This window comes from Desulfobulbus alkaliphilus, from assembly GCF_016918545.1.
Classification (GTDB): Bacteria; Desulfobacterota; Desulfobulbia; order Desulfobulbales; family Desulfobulbaceae; genus Desulfobulbus; species Desulfobulbus alkaliphilus.
In genome coordinates, this window is record NZ_JAFFQC010000005.1 from 113,504 (window position 1) to 132,544 (window position 19,041).

Annotated in this window: 12 protein-coding genes; 3 read left to right on the plus strand and 9 right to left on the minus strand. The window is 55.3% G+C overall.

The annotated features are described in order from the left end of the window. Positions 1–260: 260 nt before the first annotated feature. The 3 genes from JWG43_RS04445 to JWG43_RS04455 all read right to left on the minus strand — a co-directional run bounded on the left by JWG43_RS04445 (position 261) and on the right by JWG43_RS04455 (position 4,579). Positions 261–2,765, minus strand: a complete 2,505-nt coding sequence (locus tag JWG43_RS04445) for a PAS domain-containing hybrid sensor histidine kinase/response regulator (RefSeq protein WP_205241615.1) — start codon at positions 2,763–2,765, stop codon at positions 261–263. Between the two features lie 501 nt (positions 2,766–3,266). Further along, the gene (locus JWG43_RS04450) at positions 3,267–4,211 is read right to left on the minus strand and encodes a cation diffusion facilitator family transporter (protein ID WP_205241616.1); all 945 of its coding nucleotides are present in this window, start codon (positions 4,209–4,211) and stop codon (positions 3,267–3,269) included. Positions 4,212–4,246: 35 nt separating this feature from the next. Continuing rightward, complete coding sequence (locus JWG43_RS04455; RefSeq protein ID WP_205241617.1) at positions 4,247–4,579, minus strand: carboxymuconolactone decarboxylase family protein; 333 nt, start codon at positions 4,577–4,579, stop codon at positions 4,247–4,249. Positions 4,580–4,828: 249 nt separating this feature from the next. Here JWG43_RS04455 and JWG43_RS04460 point away from each other — a divergent pair, with 249 nt between their 5' ends. Continuing rightward, on the plus strand, positions 4,829–5,611 hold the full coding sequence (locus tag JWG43_RS04460) for a DUF6765 family protein (protein WP_338033231.1): 783 nt from the start codon (positions 4,829–4,831) through the stop codon (positions 5,609–5,611). Positions 5,612–5,637: 26 nt separating this feature from the next. Here JWG43_RS04460 and JWG43_RS04465 read toward each other — a convergent pair whose 3' ends face one another. Further along, entirely contained in the window at positions 5,638–9,150 is a 3,513-nt protein-coding gene (locus tag JWG43_RS04465) for a hypothetical protein (RefSeq protein ID WP_205241619.1), read from the minus strand. Further along, positions 9,083–11,125, minus strand: coding sequence for an ATP-binding protein (locus JWG43_RS04470; protein ID WP_205241620.1), 2,043 nt, complete (start codon positions 11,123–11,125; stop codon positions 9,083–9,085). The genes JWG43_RS04465 and JWG43_RS04470 overlap by 68 nt, the downstream gene beginning before the upstream one ends. A 747-nt stretch (positions 11,126–11,872) precedes the next feature. Here JWG43_RS04470 and JWG43_RS04475 point away from each other — a divergent pair. Together JWG43_RS04475 and JWG43_RS04480 are read left to right on the plus strand one after the other, a co-directional pair. Continuing rightward, a complete protein-coding gene (locus tag JWG43_RS04475; RefSeq protein WP_205241621.1) occupies positions 11,873–12,676 on the plus strand; it encodes a sulfite exporter TauE/SafE family protein in 804 nt (267 codons plus the stop codon). Positions 12,677–12,742: 66 nt separating this feature from the next. Further along, positions 12,743–13,690, plus strand: coding sequence for a sulfite exporter TauE/SafE family protein (locus JWG43_RS04480; protein ID WP_205241622.1), 948 nt, complete (start codon positions 12,743–12,745; stop codon positions 13,688–13,690). Positions 13,691–13,749: 59 nt separating this feature from the next. On the opposite strand, the gene JWG43_RS04485 is transcribed toward JWG43_RS04480, so the two are convergent. The 4 genes from JWG43_RS04485 to JWG43_RS04500 form a co-directional block, all read right to left on the minus strand. Further along, positions 13,750–16,260, minus strand: coding sequence for a fused MFS/spermidine synthase (locus JWG43_RS04485; protein ID WP_205241623.1), 2,511 nt, complete (start codon positions 16,258–16,260; stop codon positions 13,750–13,752). Positions 16,261–16,505: 245 nt separating this feature from the next. Further along, positions 16,506–17,420: an ABC transporter substrate-binding protein gene (locus JWG43_RS04490; RefSeq protein WP_240193380.1), complete on the minus strand. Its 915-nt coding sequence runs from the start codon at positions 17,418–17,420 to the stop codon at positions 16,506–16,508. Between the two features lie 201 nt (positions 17,421–17,621). Next, positions 17,622–18,353: an ABC transporter permease gene (locus JWG43_RS04495; RefSeq protein WP_205241624.1), complete on the minus strand. Its 732-nt coding sequence runs from the start codon at positions 18,351–18,353 to the stop codon at positions 17,622–17,624. A gap of 10 nt (positions 18,354–18,363) precedes the next feature. Then, a complete protein-coding gene (locus JWG43_RS04500; protein WP_205241625.1) occupies positions 18,364–19,014 on the minus strand; it encodes an ABC transporter permease in 651 nt (216 codons plus the stop codon). Between the last annotated feature and the right edge of the window lie 27 nt (positions 19,015–19,041).

Genomic DNA, 19,041 nt, shown 5'->3' on the forward strand with positions numbered 1-19,041 from the left:
CTTACATCACTCAATTTGTTGATGTTTTGATACAAGGGGGTTCTCAACAAACCAAAACCATGCTTTCATCCTGAATCCGTGACAGCTGGATTCTTGTTTGGGATATATCTTGCTGTCATCATATTTCAACTGTCGTAGAATCCTTGATGATAACCTTCACCCACCGCCCTTCGGAGGCGTCCGTCCGTCACGGATCCAGGAATACTTAAATCTTGGCCGTTAAGGCGGTCATTCCAGTTTGTTGACGATCTCCGTGGCAATCATGCGTGCAGGAGCCCCTGCAATTGACGCAGTAACTCTTCGATACGGTATGGTTTGGTGATGACAGCACTGAAACCATAGCTTTTGTGGTCTGTCCGGATCGGGTCGTGGCAATACCCGCTTGAAACGATCACCTTGGCGTCCGGATCCAGATCCAGTATTTTTTGCGTTGCTTCCTTGCCTCCCATGCCGCCTGGAACCAGCAAATCCATGATGACCACGTCAAAGGGCTGCTCTGCTTGCTGTGCCTCGGCATATTTTATCAGGGCCTCTTCGCCGTCTCTAGTCAGTTCAACCGTATATCCGTACTTTTGCAAAGCGTTGGTCAGGATTTCACCCACCATGTCGTGGTCATCCATGATCAGTATCTTGCCGGTCCCCTGCTGTGACAGCGACGGTAGTACGTTCACTGTGGTTGCGAGCGGAGGTGCGGCAGATGCGGTGGAAACGTCGGACGCGGGCAGATAAAGGGTGAAGGTGGTACCGGACCCTGGTTGCGAACTGACGTCGATGTGGCCTCCGTGTTTTTTTACGATCGAGTAGGTCGAGGCAAGGCCGAGGCCGCAACCTGTTTTCTTGGTGGTGAAATACGGATCAAAAATCTTATTGAGATATTCCTTGGCGATACCGCTTCCCTGGTCAGTAATGGATATCTGCACATACCTGCCGTGCTCAAGGGGTAGATCCTGTTGCGCATTGATGTGGACGTTTTGACACTGGACTGAAATGGTTCCGCCCTTGGGCATCGACTGGTCGGCATTAATGAGGATATTGGTGAGCGCCTGACCGATCTGGCTCTCGTCCGCCTCTATCGGCCACACATCGGCATCAATCCTGTATTCACAGGTCGATTGCGCTCCGCTCAAGGCAATCTGACCATAATTCTTGATCGTTTCGGTAACGGAAATTGATTTTTTCTCTGGAGCGCCACCCTGGGCAAAGGTGAGAAATTGTCGGGTGAGATCCTTGGCCTGCAAAGAGGCTGATTCAGCTGTCACCAGACGCTGATACGCGGCAGTATCAGGAGCCACCAGCATTTTGGCAAAAGAGATGTTTCCCAGGATGACCATGAGAATGTTGCTGAAATTATGGGCCAGGGTGCCGGCAAACAGACTCAGGGATTCCAGGTTCTGAATTTTGACGATTTCTTCATCAGCCTGCTTTCGCCTGCTGATCTCCTCATAGGTTCCCAATACTCCCAGCACCCGGCCATCTGTGTTGCGAAGCGGTACCTTGGTTGTAGAGAGCCATATTTTTCTGCCGTCTGGTGTGGTCTGGACCTCTTCATACTGTACTTTGGAACTTCCTGTTCGGATGATTTCCGCGTCATCCCGGCGATAACTCTCGGCCTGCTCGTGCCACCCCAGACTGTAATCATCACGGCCGATCAGTTCCTGCGGAGATCGGCATCCTGCATCCTCGGCAAAAAGCCGGTTACATCCCAGGTATCGCAGATTGGTGTCTTTCCAGAAAATGCGAACCGGTATGGTATCCAGGACCAATTGGAGGAAATTCTGCGCTTCTCTGGTTTTTTGTTCGCTCTGCTGCAGCTCTTCTTCGGCCATTTTCCTTGCAGTGATATCAGTGAGCATGGCAAAGGACCCGACCACTCTGCCGAGATCATCCTTGCGCGCGGTGGCGCTGACAATAGTCCAGACAATATGTCCATCCTTGTGGCGTAAGCGGCGCTCATAGGTGCCGTTCAGACCCCGTTGACGTTCCTGGATGAGTTGGGCATGGTCGTCTGTGTCTTCTGGCCAGATGAAATGATCAAAAGGGCGTCCCTCTATTTCGGCGGGTTCATAGCCAAGCAGTTCGGTGATATACGGATTGACAAAACTTGTCAGCCAGTCTCCATCCAAAACCCAGATGCCTTCCCTGGCGGTGTTGACAATCTCGCGGTATCGCGCTTCACTTTGGCGGAGCGCGGCTTCGGTTTCCTTTCGTTCTGTAATGTCGGTCAACACCACCCGGCACTCACGGGGCTTGCGGCTCCGGCCACCGTCCGTGGTTGCCAGGTGCGCCCAGAAAATCGTACCATCCTCCTTCACCATGCGCAGTTCGCATTCGTCGGGTTCGCAGGAGCCGGCCTCCGGTTTATGGCGTAAGGTGAAAATGTCCCGGTCTTGTTCGCAAATAAAGCGGATAAAGGGTTGGCTGTACATAGTGTCGCGGGCAATTCCCAGAAGATTGCAGGCCGTGAGGTTGGCTTCCAGGATCAGTCCCTGGCCCGAGAGGGTGCAGTAACCCACCGGTGCCAGGTCGTAGAGGTCGAAATAACGAGCCCGCGAATCATCAAGTTCCGCCTGGGCCTGACGTAATTTTTCGTTCTGCTTTTCCAGTTCTAATTGGTATGCGGCCAGTTCATGGAAGGTCAAGCGCATTTCTTCGGGCGTCGATGCATCGGCTTGTTCAGATGAATGTGTTCCACCCTCCCCAAGGCTCTTTTCCATGGACCCGCGCAGCGCGGCAAACTCTTTGTCCTGCTTTTTTGCGGAAGTCATTCGTATGGGATTCTCCTGTAAAGCCGCCGATTGCCCGGTGCTGGCGGCGGAATGGCGTGGCAGCTATGGACGTGGACACGCTATACTGCGTCTTCAATGAGTTGTAAAACGATTCCCTTGAATCCGTGACGGCGGCGATCATGTTGTGGATAAATAATCAGGGTATAAGTGAAGATACATTTTTCATAGAACGCCTTCACCCGCCGCCCTTCGGGGCGTCCGTTCGCACGCCCACGGATTCAGGGTTTTGAATATTTAAGTTTACACTTGAACGATAGTAATATTCACAAAAAAACAGGAGATATCAATGAAGTATTAATAGGTATTTAAAGGGTATTTTATATACCTGCTTTGCGTAAAAAAGTAAAACGGGGATTACTGGAGGGCTGATTGTCCAAAAGGACGGAGCAACTTTATTCCTTGTTCTTCTGTTGAGCTTCTCGGTCGTTGCTGGTGGATTGTGCCGAAAGGTTCTGAGCAGGCCGGTTTACCGCCCTTGGTTCATCGATAAGGGTTTAAGGTCTGTGGAGATTTATGGGGGTTGACGTGGATCAGTACATCTTCCACTTCCGGATGCTGCTCGATAATTGTCTGCTTGGCACGGTTCGCCAGGTGGTGGCCCTGCTCCACGGTGATATCACGGCGAACACTGATTTTCATATCAATATAGACAACAGGGCCGTGCAGACGGCCTTTCACCTCCTGAACCTCCATGATGCCGGGAATCGCTGCCGTTGTTTTTTCGATATCGTCCATCATTTCCTGTTTAGGGGCCTGATCCATCAGGTCTTTGATTGCTGACCAGTAAATGCCCACTGCTGCCCAGGCAATCATCAGGGCGACGATGATACCGGCGACGGGATCAAGGAAAGGATACCCCAGCAGGGCGCCGCCGATACCGGCCAGAGCGGCGATGGAGGAGAGGGCGTCGGTGCGGTGATGCCAGGCGTCCGCTTTGACGGCAACGCTGTTGATCCGTCTCCCTACCCGAATCGTGTAGTGGTACATCCCTTCCTTGACCACAATCGAGAGGGCCGCCGCCCAGAGAGCGGCGGTGGTGGGAATGCTGATCTCCGCTTGTTGAATGACCTGATAAGCAGTCCAGGCAATCCCGACCGCCGCGGCCATCAGCATGATGGCAACAATTTTCGCGGCAATTGACTCGGCCTTGGCATGGCCGTAGTGGTGGTTCTCATCCGCCGGCAGTTGCGAGTATTTCAGACCACCGAGGACCACCAGAGAGCTCATGACATCGGACAGGGAATGAAAAGCGTCGGCAATCAAGGCAATACTGCCGGAAACAACCCCGACAGCTCCCTTGAACAGAGCCAGCACTATATTGCCGATAATGCCCACCCAGGTGGCCAGTCTTCCGGCTCGGTACCGCTGCTGCTTGTCGTGATCAGTCTGTTTCATTTGCAATGGCCTGGCGGTGGGGTTCTGCATGTGCGGCAGGACTCCGTGCCGGGTTCAAGCCGGTCTCAGCGGCCTGCGGATTCCTGTTCCAGGATGTCTTGGGCCCAGGATATGGCCGCCATGCTTTGCGGAAACCCGATGGTTGACACAAGCAGCAGCAGGGTGTGGGTGATTTCTTCGGGACGTGCTCCGGCCTGTAGTGCCCGGCGGGTGTGTGATCGGACCGATCCTTCCGAATGGTTGGCTGCCGCTGCCGCCAACTGGATCAACTGGGTGGTCTTCTCATCAAGGGGACCGGTGGTGCGCAGCGTGGTGCCGAGGTGCTCGACCGCTTGGAAAACTTCGGGAAATTGTTTGCGAATCTTTTCGTAAAACAGAGGTTTGCTGGTGTCGGTCATGGTGTTCTCCTGATTTGGTTGCAACACAGTGGAGTCGTTTCAGAGTTCGGTACTATGAAAAAAATGGACATCCGGTGTGCTGGTTTCGTGCATACTGTATCTTTCTGTTTTTTTACAATATTTCATGGACTGTGCATTTTGCAATTGTACTAAGTTATCGGGTAAAATACACGGTCCATGCTCTTGTAACGAGGAAAAAATGATGAACAAAATACAGGGGCTCAGTCTGTATCGCTTCTCTGTTCCTGAATTCGTGAGCGTTCATCCAGCCGTCACGGTTGTCGACCGGACAGCCCGGTGGCCCGCCAGATGGTCCGCGAGACCATTGTCGATCAGGATCGACCCTACGGTCTCCATCGCCTGGGGGTGGCCATGCATGTGTATGCCGACACCTGGTCGCATCAGGGTTTTGCCGGGGTGCTGCATACAATCAACAGGGTGAGTTATGCCAGGGAGACCGGTGATTCAGGGGTTTTTTCCTCCGGTCTTGCCTCCTTTATAAACGAGGTTCTCAACAGGACGGTTCCTCCCCTGGGGCATGCCCGGGCCAACGTCCTTCCTGATATTCCCTTTCTCGAGTGGCAGTATCGCAATGGTCACAGGGAACTCATCGTTCGCAACAATGCCGAGCAGTTCTGCCAGGCCGCGGAATGGATGTACCGGGCTATGAAACGCTACCTGCTCCGCGATCCATTTGCCGAGGTTGGTGGAATCGAACAGCAGGATATGGACAAGATCCGGAATCTGTTCACCGGACTTAAGGAAAGAAGCGGCAGTAAGCGACATGCGGCCTGGATCCGGACCATTGCCGAAAACCCTTTTAGTTTCGGCGCCGAGGAAGTGGCCTATCCGGGTAAGGGTCCTGGTTCCTGGAAAGAGCAGGCTCTGGGCAGTGCTCTGGATCAACCGCTCTATCGATGGGATCCCGGTTTTCTCAAAAGCAACTGGAAGCTGTTTCATGATGCCCTGCAGGCGCATCGATTGTACGTCATCAATGATTTGCTGCCCCGATATGGAATTTGTGCGGCCTGAGGGGAGCGGATGAGCATGGGCACGCCTCACTGGCCACTGCCAAAGAGCCGCACCGAAGGAATATTGTCTTTGAGGGTGACGGCCACGCTGAAGGGACGGCGACGGACGAAGAGTTCACCATTGAGCTGTTCACCGGCAAGCAACAGATCCGCGTCCAGTTCAATGCTGCCGGCATGGAGGACAGCTTGGAAATGCAGGCTCTTGGCCGTCATGGCAATATGGGCCCCTCCCGCAACCTTGGCCACATTGAGCATGCGGCCAAGCCAATGATCCCCTCTGGCTTGTTGAATAAAAAGTTGGGCCAGCAGACCGGTGTCACGCATGTACAGACTGAGGTCGGATTTCAGGGTCAATGGCTGCGCCCAGTGCAGAGAATTGTTGAACAGGTACAATTCTGCCCACCAATCCTCGCTGTACAGTTCATGCGCGTCCTGGAGAGTGACCTGATCAAGCCGGATCTGCGTGCCGGATGCGTCAAAGCGCATGGTCCGCACATCACCTCGGTTCAAGACCGCTTTGACCGATAAGCGGCCAGTCAGCAACTGCTCATCGATTCGCACCACGGAATCCATACTCTCCAGGAGAATCTGTCCTGAGGCCTGGTCGCTCTCGAGGGTGAAATCAGCCTGCACCCATGCTTGACCACCGGTCAGTTCGATGCCCGCATCCACCGGCAGGTAGGCGTTGTAGACGCGAAGATCGGTGACTTCGGCGTGGTGGAGAGAGATCTTGGTTCTGGTCTGGAAGAGGGCCTCTTCAGGGGGCGTGTTCAGTTCCGGCAGGGAACTCTCGAGGAAAAAACCCTGACCAGTGACATAATCGATTTCGTCCGCTTGCCTTCCCATATCAAAAAAAGGCAGTTGCACGCTCAAAAGAACGCCGGGCGCTTCCGTACTCCCTTGGCTGAGCAGATCAAGGATACCGGCCCCTGCTGCCCGGTATTTGAGAAAGTCGACGCTGAGATGTTCAGCATGCACGGCGATGCGACTGGTCGGTGCCAATTGTTGCCGGCGCAGTTTGAGGTCGGCATGGAGCGTGCCGCTGCCGCGGATTCTGATGTCCTGTTCCCGGGGCATAAAGGAGTCGAGGAAGCCCAATTGCCCGATTTCGCCGCGGACAATCAGGTCAGCCTCCAGATCCGGGTTGGGTTGTTTGTTGATCTGCAGCCAATTGCGAACCTGAACCTTGTCAAAGGCCAGAGCGGTGTGTAAAGCCTCTCCTCCCTGTTCGGCAACGGCGTCAAGGGTCAAACGGCTGCCGGAAAGATCGAGTTTTTCACCATCGAAGGCGAGGTTGCGCAGATTGATGTCCAAGACCAGTTCGCCCAGGGAAACCTGATCAAAAAAACGGGTGGTAATGGCTTCGCCACGAGTTGATAACCAACCGGTAGCGTTGCGGCGGTCGAATTCGAAGCGGGCCTCGCTGGTTGCCGATCCTGACAGCAGTTGCAAAGGGAAATCATCGGCCAGGTAATACTGCAGGACACTGAGGTCAGGTATCCGGGCTCTGGTCCACTCCAGGGACATTCGGGCGTATTCCGCCTCCATACGCATCCCTTTGAGAGGGGCCTGCAGAGCAAGGGAGAGTGCTGCTGATTCAAGCAGGAGTCGCGCGTCCGGACCCTGGTTCAGGTTCGCTTCGCTGAAATCGGCCCGCAGGTGCAGCAGGGACTGATCATCGAGCAGCAGGTGTTGGGCCACCACGGCTCCCTTACCTTTGACATGCAGATCCATGAAGCGGATACCGAGGTCATCGGCAATGATATCAGCCTGGCTGCCTGCGGCAACTTCTCCCTGGGTCAGAATAAGATCCGCCTGTATCCGGCCTTGACCCGAGATCTGCATACCGCGCTGGTCAGGAAGCTGGTGGAGGAAGGTGTCAAGGACATCGAGACGATGCAAGGATGCCGACAAGACTATCCGACCATCCACGGGCAGGGGATCGGGAAAGCGCTGTTGTGGGTGGGCGGGCGGAGCCATCGTCATGGCATCGGATGTTGATGCCGCGGGGAAAAGATCGCCATAGGGTCGGGTCAGCTGCAGCCAGGCTTTTTCGAGAATCAGGGAAACCGTCGGCTGGTGAGGGGCCTGACGAAGGCCCGGATCCTCATTGGTCAAGGCCGATAGATGGAGGGTTCCACCGCTGAGATCAAGGCGCTGCCGGGCGAAATCGATTTTCATGGGCAGGTGAAGGCGCAGCTCGCCCTGGAGAGATTGGTCCAACAAGGTTATTTGGGTTGTCTTGCCGTCAAGACGAAAAGTTGCCTGGAGGTTGTCCTGCTCGAGGTCAATGCGGGCGTTGAGTTCAGCCAGGCCATGCTCAAGCTGCAGGGGAGAGGAAGGGGGCAGATACCTCGACAGAACGGCAATGTCTGGCATCACGGCGGCCTGCCATTCTATGGTCGTGGCCAATGGTTGAACCGGGTGGATCAGATCAGCACCGGGAAAAACACTGTTGAGGGAAAAGAGGGGACTGAAAAGAAACAACTGATCCTCGGTTGTTTCACGCATCCAGGCATCGCGCAGGGTGATTTGCAAGGTCGTACCTATGCAGCTCTCTGCCAGGGAAGACACGGCCAGTTCAACTCTGCCTGCCCCTTCCAGTTGAAATATGCCGGCGGCCTGCACCGATTGCCCTGTTTTTTCCCGTTGCATGTCACTGTTGCTGTCCCGAGGCAAGTCGGCCTCATGCAGCCAGACACGGAGTTGTGGCGAATCCAGGCGGACGGAGCTGCCTTGCTGGAGGTCCCCCTCATCCAGGTTCAACTGGGCACTGAGACGGCCATGCCCGCCTATCCGCAACCAGGGTACTCCACGCAGATAGTCGTTCAACAGGTCCCAGGCATCGGCGTGGGCGTCAAAAGACAACGCCCCCGAAAGGCGGCGGATCAGGTTGCCTATAAGTGGTTGAGGAAAAACCAAACCATGGAGATCAAGTCGGGTTATGCAGGTGAGGTCACGGCTCAGCAGCGTATCCTGGCGGAAGACCGAGGCGTCGGACAAGTGCAGGCGGATACCGGTGAGATCGATGTGATCATGCCACCGGAGTGATTCGATGGTCAGGCCGCCTTCACCAACGAAACGGAACTCGCCGATACGCAAGGTTTCAACTCCCCTGGCGTCCAGGTCACGGAAGCGCATCTGCCGGTGCCGGAAAAGCGACGTCAGTTCAAGGGTCACGGCGGCATCGGCCAGAATCAGGCTGAAATCGCCCTGCTTGCTGTTTTGGTCCACTGTGAGTTGCCGCAGGCTGAGGCGACCCTGTGCGGACAAATCAGCTTCCTGCCAGGTGATTGTCAGCCCCGTGTGCTGAGAGATCTGGTGCTGCAGCCAATTGCTGTTGAGGAATAGGGGCAGGACGAGGAATACAGTGCCGAACAGCAGGGGGATCAATAGGGTGATCGCCCAAAGCCATCGGAATCGAGGCAGGTTGCTGAGAAGCATAGTTTTTTTGCCGATGAATACAGGCCTCTCAAGCACTCTCGCCGGCGCGATCAGAGTTCTGGGGAGAGTTTTCCGCAACAGCGCTCGGGCAGCCATTGATACTGGCGACACCTTCGCCCTTGATCGGCAGCACTACGGTGAATGTGGTCCCTTCATCGGCCTGGCTGGTCACCCGGATTTCTCCCTGGTGTCGGTTGACAATACCGTAGCTGACCGAAAGCCCCAGACCGGTACCCTTGACCTCGGGCTTGGTGGTGTAAAAGGGCTGAAAAAGCAGTTCCAGCTCCTCGGTTTTGATGCCGATACCGGTGTCGTGGATAGCGACCGCAATTCGGTCTTCCTCCTGCCAGGTACGCACTGTGATCACCCCGCCTGGCTGCTGACAGGCATCGGCGGCATTGGTCAGTAGATTGAGAAACACCTGTTTGATCTGGTCGGGAACGGCGAGGATGGTCGGCAATTGCTCGGCGTAATTCAGGACCACGGTAATCCGTTTGCTTTTGAAGTCGTTTTTATGGAGAAGCAGGATGGAGTTGAGCGACTTATGTACGTCCATCATCGCCTTTCTCCCCGATGAGGGCCGGTTAAAATCCTGGAGATGACGGATCAGGTCCCTGATACGATCACCCTCGGTAATGGCCGCTTCCAGCAGGTAACGGTCTTCATCTTCCAACACGGCTCTTTTGCGCAACCCTTTGAGGATCGAGAGGATGCCCTGCAAAGGATTGTTGAATTCATGGGCGATGGAGGCGGACAGCTTGCCGATGGCGGCCAGTTTCTCCGCATGCAGGACCTGCTTCTGGGTCTCCTGCAGCTCCAGGGTTCGCTGTTCAACGTTACGTTCCAGGTCTTCATTGGCTACTTTCAACTGCTCTTCAGCCCATTTGCGCTGGGTGATATCTTCATAGCTCCCCAGGATCCCAATCACGTTTTCCTGCGCATCCCGTAGCGGTACCTTGGAAGTGGATAACCAGATTGTGCGGCCATCGGGCGTGGTCTGAATTTCCTCATACTGCAATTTCGCCTGCTCGGTCCTCATAACTTCAAGATCATCCTGACGGTACATCTCGGCCTGCTCATTCCAGGCCATGCTGAAATCATCGGCACCGATCAGCTCGTCCGGATGCTGGTGACCGGCATCTTGAGCAAACAGGCGGTTGCAGCCGAGGAATTTGAGGTTTCGATCCTTCCAGAACAGACGGACCGGGATGGTGTCCAGTACCAGTTCAAGTAATTTCTTGGCATTACTGGTTTTCTGTTCACTGTCCCGCAGCGCCTTCTCGGCTTGTTTTCGCTGGGTGATATCGGTGGCAAATCCTTCGATGATGAGTTCGGGACTGTGGCCATTGGCCTCGGTGGGGGGAGCCAGCCGGGCATCCATTGACAACCAGATGATTTCGCCATTTTTTTTCCTGGCACGGCACTCGAACTGTTTCGCCATGCCGGTTTTCCGCAACTGATTGATAAAATCGCGTCGCTGTTGTGCGCTCACCCAGAACTGATTTTCCAGGTCCTTATACGAGGCCAGGGCCTCCTCAACACTGGCACAGCCAATAATTCGGGCCATTTCCTGATTCATCATCAATATCAACCCGGGAAGGGTGGTGCGGAAAATACCGATGGGCGCTCCTTCATAAAGACGTCGGTATCTTTTCTCGCTTTGTTCCAGGGCTGTCCGGCTTTGTCTGAGCTGACAATCAAGGGAATGCCGATGCAGGCTCATGCTGATCGTTGCCGCCAGTTCCCGCTCACCTACCGGTTTGACCAGATACCCATACGGTTTGATGCTCTTGACCTGTTCCAGTAGATGGTCCTGGGAAAAAGCGGTGAGAAAGATGATCGGGACGTCGGAGGTTCGGGTGATGTGGCCGGCGGTTTCAATGCCATTCAGTTTGCCGGCCAGTTCGATGTCCACGAGGACCAGATGGACCTGATTGTCCTGGATCATGGCGAGGGCTGCCTCACCGGTGGCTACAGGGCCAAGGACCGCATATCCGAGTTCAAGAACCGATGTCTTGAGGTGGGTGGCAAGGATACCGTCGTCTTCGATAATCAGAACAGTGGGCGTCATTGCTGGCGGCCTTTTTGAAAGATATTCAGGGGGAACAAGTGTTCATGGGCCCCGAAGGGCGGCTGGTGAAGGTTATTATCAAGGATTCCATTTTTATTATAATGTGTTTACAGCAAGATATATCAGAAACAAGAGTCTAGTCGTCACGGATTCAGGTTTTTCGATTCCGGGGTGCAGGCTGCACAGTAACCTTGAACTGATAAAATTCTACCAGGTAAGCTTGGTTGATGTCCATGCAGAAACGAGATGTTTTTTCCTGAATCGAGGCACGCCGGTGAATGGACACGCAGGCGTGGAGGTCCTGTTCCGAGGCGACCCTTTGCCGGCGCAACCAAGAGTCAGGAGAATAAGATTGTTTGTGGACAAATACTGGTTAACCTGTTTTTCTCAATTAACCGATTTAATAAGAAAAATGTTGACGATTTTCCATATTTTGAATATTGGTCGGGCGAATTAACCCTGTGTGGAACCAGCGCCAGTGATGCAAGCTCGAGAAGACAAAAGCACACCTATCCCCTGATTATTGAGTAGATCAGGGGATGGTCCGAAACGGGGGCCTGGCGTCCGGTGACCGTTGATCGCCGGAACGGAGACTGGCAGAATTCCTGGAGTTTTCCGCGGCAGTCCTCGTCAGATATTCCAGACCCTGGCTACCGGGCACTGTCCCGATCGTCGAAAATCAATGTGTATTCGGCTTGTTTTCGAAACAATTGCAGTGTGGTGCAAGCAGTCGCCATGGAGGAGAGAATGTCTGTTGAGATTGCCTTGATGTACCTGGCTGTCGGTCTGGTCGCCGGGATTCTTGCCGGCCTGCTCGGTGTTGGTGGTGGTCTGATTATCGTGCCGATGCTGGTGTTCTGTTTCATCAAACAGGGGGTGACCCCTGAAGTGATCATGCATCTTGCCCTGGGGACTTCCCTGGCCAGCATCATCTTCACTTCGATTTCGAGCGCTCTGTCCCATCATCGTCGTGGCGCGGTGGACTGGCGGATCGTCAGGCGGATCGTCCCCGGCATCCTCATCGGAACCTTTCTTGGTACCATGATCGCTTCCCGCTTGACCACCGGTTTTCTTCAGGCTTTTTTCTGTGTGTTTCTCTATGCGGTGGCCACCCAGATGCTTCTTAACAAAAAGCCCAAGGCGTCCCGTGAGATGCCTGGCTTCATCGGCTTGTTCGGCGTTGGCAATGGTATCGGTGTGGCTTCTGCCCTGGTTGGTATCGGTGGTGGCTCCATGTCGGTCCCTTTCATGATCTGGTGCAACATAGCCGCCCATCGAGCCATCGGCACCTCGGCGGCTATTGGTTTTCCCATCGCCATCGCCGGAGCCTTCGGGTACGTGGTCAATAACCTGCAGGCCACGGGGTTACCGGAGTACAGTCTCGGGTATGTCTATCTGCCCGCCCTGTTTTTCATAGTCTGTTTCAGCGTTCTGACCGCACCACTGGGGGCCAGGCTGGCACACGCCCTGCCGGTGGATAAACTCAAGAGAATCTTTGCCCTTTTTCTCTATGTAGTCGCCACCAGAATGGCGTGGGGAATTGTTGCCTGATTGCAACCATTGATCGGATACGATACAATAAAAAAAATTAGGATTAACACATGAGGAGATCAGCCCATGCTTTTTCCTGTTGCCGGAATAGAAGTTGCCCCCTGGATCCCCTTTGTCGCCGGTTTTGCCGTGGCTTTTATCTGCTCCATGGGCGGAGTGTCCGGTGCCAACCTGCTGCTGCCTTTCCAGATGAGCGTGCTGGGTTTTGTCACCCCGGCGGTCAGCGCCACCAACCATCTGTTCAATATCGTCGCCATTCCCAGTGGCGTGTATCGTTTTATCCGGGAAGGGCGCATGGTCTGGCCCCTGACCTGGGTGGTGATTGCCGGAACCGTGCCCGGCGTTCTTCTTGGTGTCATTTTCCGCGTCCGCTATCTGCCTGATCCGACCCATTTTAAAATATTCGCCGGATGTGTCCTTTTATATATAGGTGGTACCATGGTTCGTTCCCTGGTGAAAAAACCAGCACCGGGAATGGATAAAGCTTCCTCGGAAAAACGCTTCCAGGAACTGGTCAGCAGGTTTCATAAGCAAGAAGCGGCATCTCGGGAACCACTCCCCAGGGTCACGGTGGATCATTTCGGGCTCAAGAAAATCACCTATTCTTTTTATGGCGAGACGATCAGTGCGCCGACCATGGGCATTTTCATGCTGAGCGCCATTGTCGGGGTCGTGGGCGGCATGTATGGTATCGGCGGCGGCGCCATCATCGCCCCCTTCTTTGTCGCGGTCTTTCATTTACCGGTCTATACCATTGCCGGGGCCTGTTTGATGGGAACGTTCCTGACCTCCCTGGTCGCCGCCGGCTTTTTCCAGATTCTGGCCCCTTTCTATCCTCACATGGCTGTTGCTCCTGACTGGATGCTGGGGATCCTCATGGGGACGGGCGGTATGATTGGCATGTATGTCGGCGCCCGGATGCAGAAATTTGTTCCGGCCACAGTGATTAAATGGCTGCTGGCCTGTATCCTGTTGTTCACCGGTGGGCGGTACGTGCTTGGTTTCCTCTTCTGATTCGATTGGCGTGCGAGTCGAAAGGACAAAGCAGGACCTGCGCCTGATGACAGGAGGAACTACTTGCCGTCGTCACCAAAAGCCATGCCGCCGCTGCCCACCTGGCCGGCGGGCGAATCAGGAGCCTGTGCCTGGGTTGGGGACAGTGTTTTAAAGTGGTCCCAGGCCTGTCTGGCGTTCCGCTCCTTGCGTGTTCGCAGGCCGCGCCATTGCGTATAGACCTGGCCAGCGCGAACCATGTCGCGCTCGGCTCCGTTCAGTCGGGCCAGATGAGGATCGGCCTCGGGGTGGAGAGCATCCAGAAGTTCGGCATAAAGGGTATCGCGCTCTGCTCCGGTCAGCCATTGTTCCTGGCCTGCAATCACGGCGCGATGGGTTCGGGGTGCGAGGTATTCAATCAGGGGGTAATCGTCGGTATTGATCAAGGCTTGAGCGAACAGACCTGATGCCGCATTGCCTGCATAGAATTTCAGGGCCTGCAGGGTCAGGATTTCCGGATCCGTCGTGCTGTCGGTCATTGCCTGCCATTGACGGGCCAGTACAGCGGGATCAAGCGGTGTCGGTTCCATCCGGCCCACCAGTGCCAGGATTGAACGTTCTGGATAGAGGTCGCCACGCCACAGTGTCAATTCAGCAAAGACCTGCGCCATGGTGTTAGCGAGGATATCAAATTCAGTCCGCGATACCTGATACAGCGGTACCCACTGCACATAGGCGCCACCCGGTTTGAGACGGCGCGCGGCCAGTTGGTAGTGTTCGACGGTGTAGACATTGCCCACCCCGGCACGCCAGGGTGTAAAGAGATCGGCGATGATCATGTCGTAGGTGTCACGGGACCGGGCCAGACATTGCCGACCGTCCTCGGCATGGATGGTGACGCGCGGGTCGTCAAAGAGCCCGTTGACATAGGGCCGGAAATAGTCGCGGGCAAGGTCGATCACCTCGGGCACCAGTTCACAGACCGTGATACGATCGGGGTTGATGAACATGCCCGCACCTGCTGAAATCCCCGTGCCCATGCCAAGAAAAAAAATCTCGCGCGGATCGGGATGGATCAAAAACGGGATCATGGTCTGGTTTCGTTCGGGTATCAAGGCACCGGACCCGCCGAGGGTGTAAAAATTGTTCACCCGAATGAAACGCGCCTGACCGCGTTCCACTACGGCAACATGGGCTGTTGTGCCTTCACGCATGGCGAGCAAATGCTCACCGGCATGCAGGCGGATCATGCTCAGATTCGGGGTTTGGGTGAGCAGTAGTAGGGCAGCCCCCAAGGCGACGGTTCGTGCTCCCATAATCGTCCAGCCTGCCTGGGTGCCCATCAGGACCAATACCATCAGGGCATAGATCGCGGCCAACAGCCACAATCCTTTCCAGGCACCGAACAGGGGCAGAATGACAAAGCCCCCTGCCAGGGCACCAAAAATAGCGCCGGTGGTGTTTGCCGCAATCAGGCGGCCCAGTATCGCCCCTGGCGCCGCACCTGTCTGCATCAGCCGCAACAGGTAGGGAAGCACCGCGCCCAGCAGGGTGCCGGGGATCAGCATGGTCAGCACGGCGACTCGGGCTACCTCGATCACATACTCCAGGAAATCGGCCTGCCCTCCAAGGTAGGCAAGACCATCGGTGAGATGGTGGAAGAGGTACGGAGTCCCCGCCACCAGCGCGCAGGACGTCAGCAATAGCCCTGCCAGCACGATCTCCGGCCGCAGCATCAGCCGATTCAGTCGGTTTGCCAGCACAGCTCCCGCGGACAGAGCGGTCAGAAACACTGTCAACACCAGTGCATAGGTGTAGACTGAATTCTGTAAGACTTGAGCAAACAGCCTGGTCCAGATGATCTCCACCGCCAGGGTCGCAAAACCGGAGGCAATAGCAACAAACCAGAGTGCCGGATTGACCCGAAGGGCAGGGGGGGAGAGCGCTGCCCCATGCATCGCTTGAGATGATCCAGAGCGGGCGATGAACACGGCAGTCAGACCCACCGTCAGGTCCATCCCGACCGCCAGCAGGTAAGCACCAGAAAAGCCGAGCCATATCGGCAAGACAAAGCCGGCGGCCAGCGCCCCGGCAGCACCGCCGGCGGTGTTCAACGCATACAATGCCGATCCCAGCCGCCCCAGGTCATCCCGGGCTCGGATCACATGTTGACCCATCAGGGGCAGCGTCCCACCCATCAGGATAGCCGATGGCAGCAGGATCGTCCCCGCCACCACTGCTTTGAGCAGAGTTTCCAGTAGCGGTTGCCCACCGACGGCTGTGTACAGGGTTGGATAGAGGGCGAAATAGATATCAGCCACCAGAAAATGGCCCAGGGCGGTCAAGGCCACCCCAATTTCGACCCAGCCAAAAGCACGCAAAGGCTGCTTGATCTGCTCGGCCCGTTTCCCAAAAAACCAGCCACCCAGAGCAATACCGGTAAAAAAGATCGCAATGGTCAGAGACGCTGCCTGCGCCGTCGATCCGAACAGCAGTCCCAGTTCACGCACCCACAGTACCTGATAGATCAAGGCGGCGGCACCGGAGACTGTGAAAAGCAGGCCAAGCGTCAAGATATGGTGCAAGGGCATGGTGGTCCTCTATCCGGTGGCGTTGGTGCTGGATGCCGGGCGGTGCAATCGGGTGGTAAACGATCCAGAAACGAACATGCTCATCGGGTGCGGATGAACGCTCACGGATCCAGGAACAGGAAAAGCGTGTCCCTTCGGAACACGCTTTTCCTGCTTTCAGTTGTCGAGGTCAATGCGGCCGGGGTGACGAATCCGCTACCGTCTGACCAGCGGGCTACTCGGCACTCCCGGACAGGAGGAGCGGTTTACAGCAGGTTCACCTCGCGCAGCCACGCTTCAGCGACCCGGGTGACATTTTTGTGCTCGACGTCCACTTCGGCATTGAGGCGCTGCATGGTTTCGGTGTCCAGTTTTTCGGCCAGGGGTTTGAGGATATCCCGAATCTCCGGAAATGCTTCCAGGGTTTCCTTTCGAATCACTGGCGCCGGATTATACACCGGGAAAAAGTTTTTATCATCTTCCAGATTGACCAGGTCAAAGGCCATGATACGGCCGTCGGTTGAGAAACCCATGGCCGAGGTAACCTGGTTGTTGCGCAGGGCCAGATAGGTCAGGCCCATATCCATGCGCTTGATCGCCCGAACCGGCATATTGAAGTCATACAGCTGCATCAGGGCCCTGAAACCGTCAGGCCGTTCCCAGAACTCGGCTTCAAGGGCGAAGGTGATATCCCTGGGATTGCTTTCAACATGTTTTCCGAAATCGGAGATGGTTGTAATATCCAGTTTTTCCGCATCTTCACGCCGCATCATGATGGTATAGGTATTGTTGAAGGTGACCGGTTCGAGCCAGATCAGGTTCTTTTCAGCATCCCTGGTCTGTACCCAGTCGTAGACCTTGGCGGGATCGGTCATGACGTCCTGGTCGGATTGTTGATAAAAGACCGTATATGCGGTTCCTGTGTATTCAAAATACATATCGATCTGGCTGGTTTCCAGAGATTGCCGGGCAATGGCGGTGCCGACACCGGTGCGCAAGGTGACGTTGAACCCTTGGTTTTCCAAGAGCAGTTTGCCCAGCTCGGCAAGCAGATATTGCTCTGTAAAGTTTTTGCCTCCAATGGTGATGGCCTTTTCCCGGGCGTTGAGCGTTGCTGCCACTGCCAGCATGCCGAGGACCAGGATGGCTGTTATCGCCATTCGATAGAAATTGTTCATCATACTCCCTCCTTGAAAGTGACGAGGCTGCTGGAACCTCTTGATGGTGTCCATCCGTAACCGCCGATCACGGGTTTTGTGACACGGGTGCTTTGGATTTGCGCGGACTTGGCTGATTGCTGCAGTCCCTCTCCGCGGGTGGCGGGGTCTGGGCAAAGATGGGGTGTTGGTGATCGCTTACGTTCATCCGGAAACGAGATGCATCTATTCCGAGAGCTGAATTCCTTTTGGAATAACGATCCTGCCGAATACTTCAATCAGGTAATCGGCAAGCAACGCCAGGATAATGACCGGCAGGGCGCCGGCAAGCAGTTTATCCGGCTGCATGAGATTGATTCCGGTGAATATGAGATCACCCAGCCCTCCCGCACCGATCAGATATCCCAGGGCCGCGGTACCGATGTTGATGACCACCGCCACCCGAATGCCGGTCAGGATGACCTGGAGCGCGTTAGGCAGTTCAACCTGCCACAGGATTCTGGCCGGACTCATCCCCATGCCCCTGGCAGCGTCGATAATGGCGGGCGAAACCGCCAGGAGACCTGCCAGGGTGTTTCTGGCGATGGGTAGGGTCGAATAAACGAACAGGGCGAAAATAGCCGGTTTTGAGCCAATGCCGAGAAAACTCATGGTAAGAGCCAGGACAGCAAGGGACGGGATGGTCTGACCGAGTCCAATGACGTACATGACGATACCGGAATATTTCTGCAAACCTTTTCTTGAAACAAGAATACCGGCGGCAAGTCCGGTGCAGATGGCCATGGCCATGCTCACCGTAACGAGAAACAGATGCTGTTGGATAAGGTACAATACATACGCCTGTTCCCAGGGGTCGGAAAGGTAAGCCACCAGACCAACCCGTTCGGCGCCGATTCCCAGGATAACAAGCAGGGAAAACAGAAAAAAGCGATAGCTCTTTACCAGGGTTGTCTGCATACCAATCCTCCTAGAGCTTGAGCCCTTTAGGCGTCACCAGCCGTTCCAGCGTACTCATGGCCAGATCAACAATGATGGCCAATAGTGAGACGGCAAGGGCTCCGGCCAGAATCATGGTTTCATGGGATCTGGCGATTCCCTGCTGGATGAAGACTCCGAGGCCGCCGGCGCCGACATAGGCGGCAATGGCGGCAATGCCGATATTCATGACAGCCGCGGTCTTCAGGCCGGCAAGGATGACGGGAACCGCCAGGGGAATTTCCACTTCCCGCAGGAGCTGGAATTTGGACATGCCCATACCCCGGCCCGCATCGACCAGGGCTGGATCAACATTTTTAATGGCAATGTAGGTGTTACGGATAATGGGCAGCAACGAGTATAGAACCAGGGCGATGACCGCCGGAACCTTGCCGAGGCCGTGTCCGATCACGGCCAGGATTGGCAGCATCAAACCAAACAGGGCGATGGAAGGGACCGTCATGATGACATTGGCACCGCCGAGAACCTTTTGCGCCAAAACCTTGTTTTTGGTGATAACAATGCCGGCCGGGATGCCGATGGCCATGGCGATCAGCAGGGAAAGACTGACCATCCAGATGTGTTCCCAGGTCAGAAAGAGCGTTTGTGCGTAATTATCCTGAAGAAAGGTGATCAGATTCATACAATGGATCTCCCGGTGCTTATCAGT

What these genes read in the sequence shown, in the direction of transcription:
- JWG43_RS04445 (WP_205241615.1), bottom strand. Translation starts at nt 2,765, where the DNA reads ATGACTTCCGCAAAAAAGCAGGACAAAGAGTTTGCCGCGCTGCGCGGG.
- JWG43_RS04450 (WP_205241616.1), bottom strand. Translation starts at nt 4,211, where the DNA reads ATGCAGAACCCCACCGCCAGGCCATTGCAAATGAAACAGACTGATCAC.
- JWG43_RS04455 (WP_205241617.1), bottom strand. Translation starts at nt 4,579, where the DNA reads ATGACCGACACCAGCAAACCTCTGTTTTACGAAAAGATTCGCAAACAA.
- JWG43_RS04465 (WP_205241619.1), bottom strand. Translation starts at nt 9,150, where the DNA reads ATGGCTGCCCGAGCGCTGTTGCGGAAAACTCTCCCCAGAACTCTGATC.
- JWG43_RS04470 (WP_205241620.1), bottom strand. Translation starts at nt 11,125, where the DNA reads ATGACGCCCACTGTTCTGATTATCGAAGACGACGGTATCCTTGCCACC.
- JWG43_RS04475 (WP_205241621.1), top strand. Translation starts at nt 11,873, where the DNA reads ATGTCTGTTGAGATTGCCTTGATGTACCTGGCTGTCGGTCTGGTCGCC.
- JWG43_RS04480 (WP_205241622.1), top strand. Translation starts at nt 12,743, where the DNA reads ATGCTTTTTCCTGTTGCCGGAATAGAAGTTGCCCCCTGGATCCCCTTT.
- JWG43_RS04485 (WP_205241623.1), bottom strand. Translation starts at nt 16,260, where the DNA reads ATGCCCTTGCACCATATCTTGACGCTTGGCCTGCTTTTCACAGTCTCC.
- JWG43_RS04490 (WP_240193380.1), bottom strand. Translation starts at nt 17,420, where the DNA reads ATGATGAACAATTTCTATCGAATGGCGATAACAGCCATCCTGGTCCTC.
- JWG43_RS04495 (WP_205241624.1), bottom strand. Translation starts at nt 18,353, where the DNA reads ATGCAGACAACCCTGGTAAAGAGCTATCGCTTTTTTCTGTTTTCCCTG.
- JWG43_RS04500 (WP_205241625.1), bottom strand. Translation starts at nt 19,014, where the DNA reads ATGAATCTGATCACCTTTCTTCAGGATAATTACGCACAAACGCTCTTT.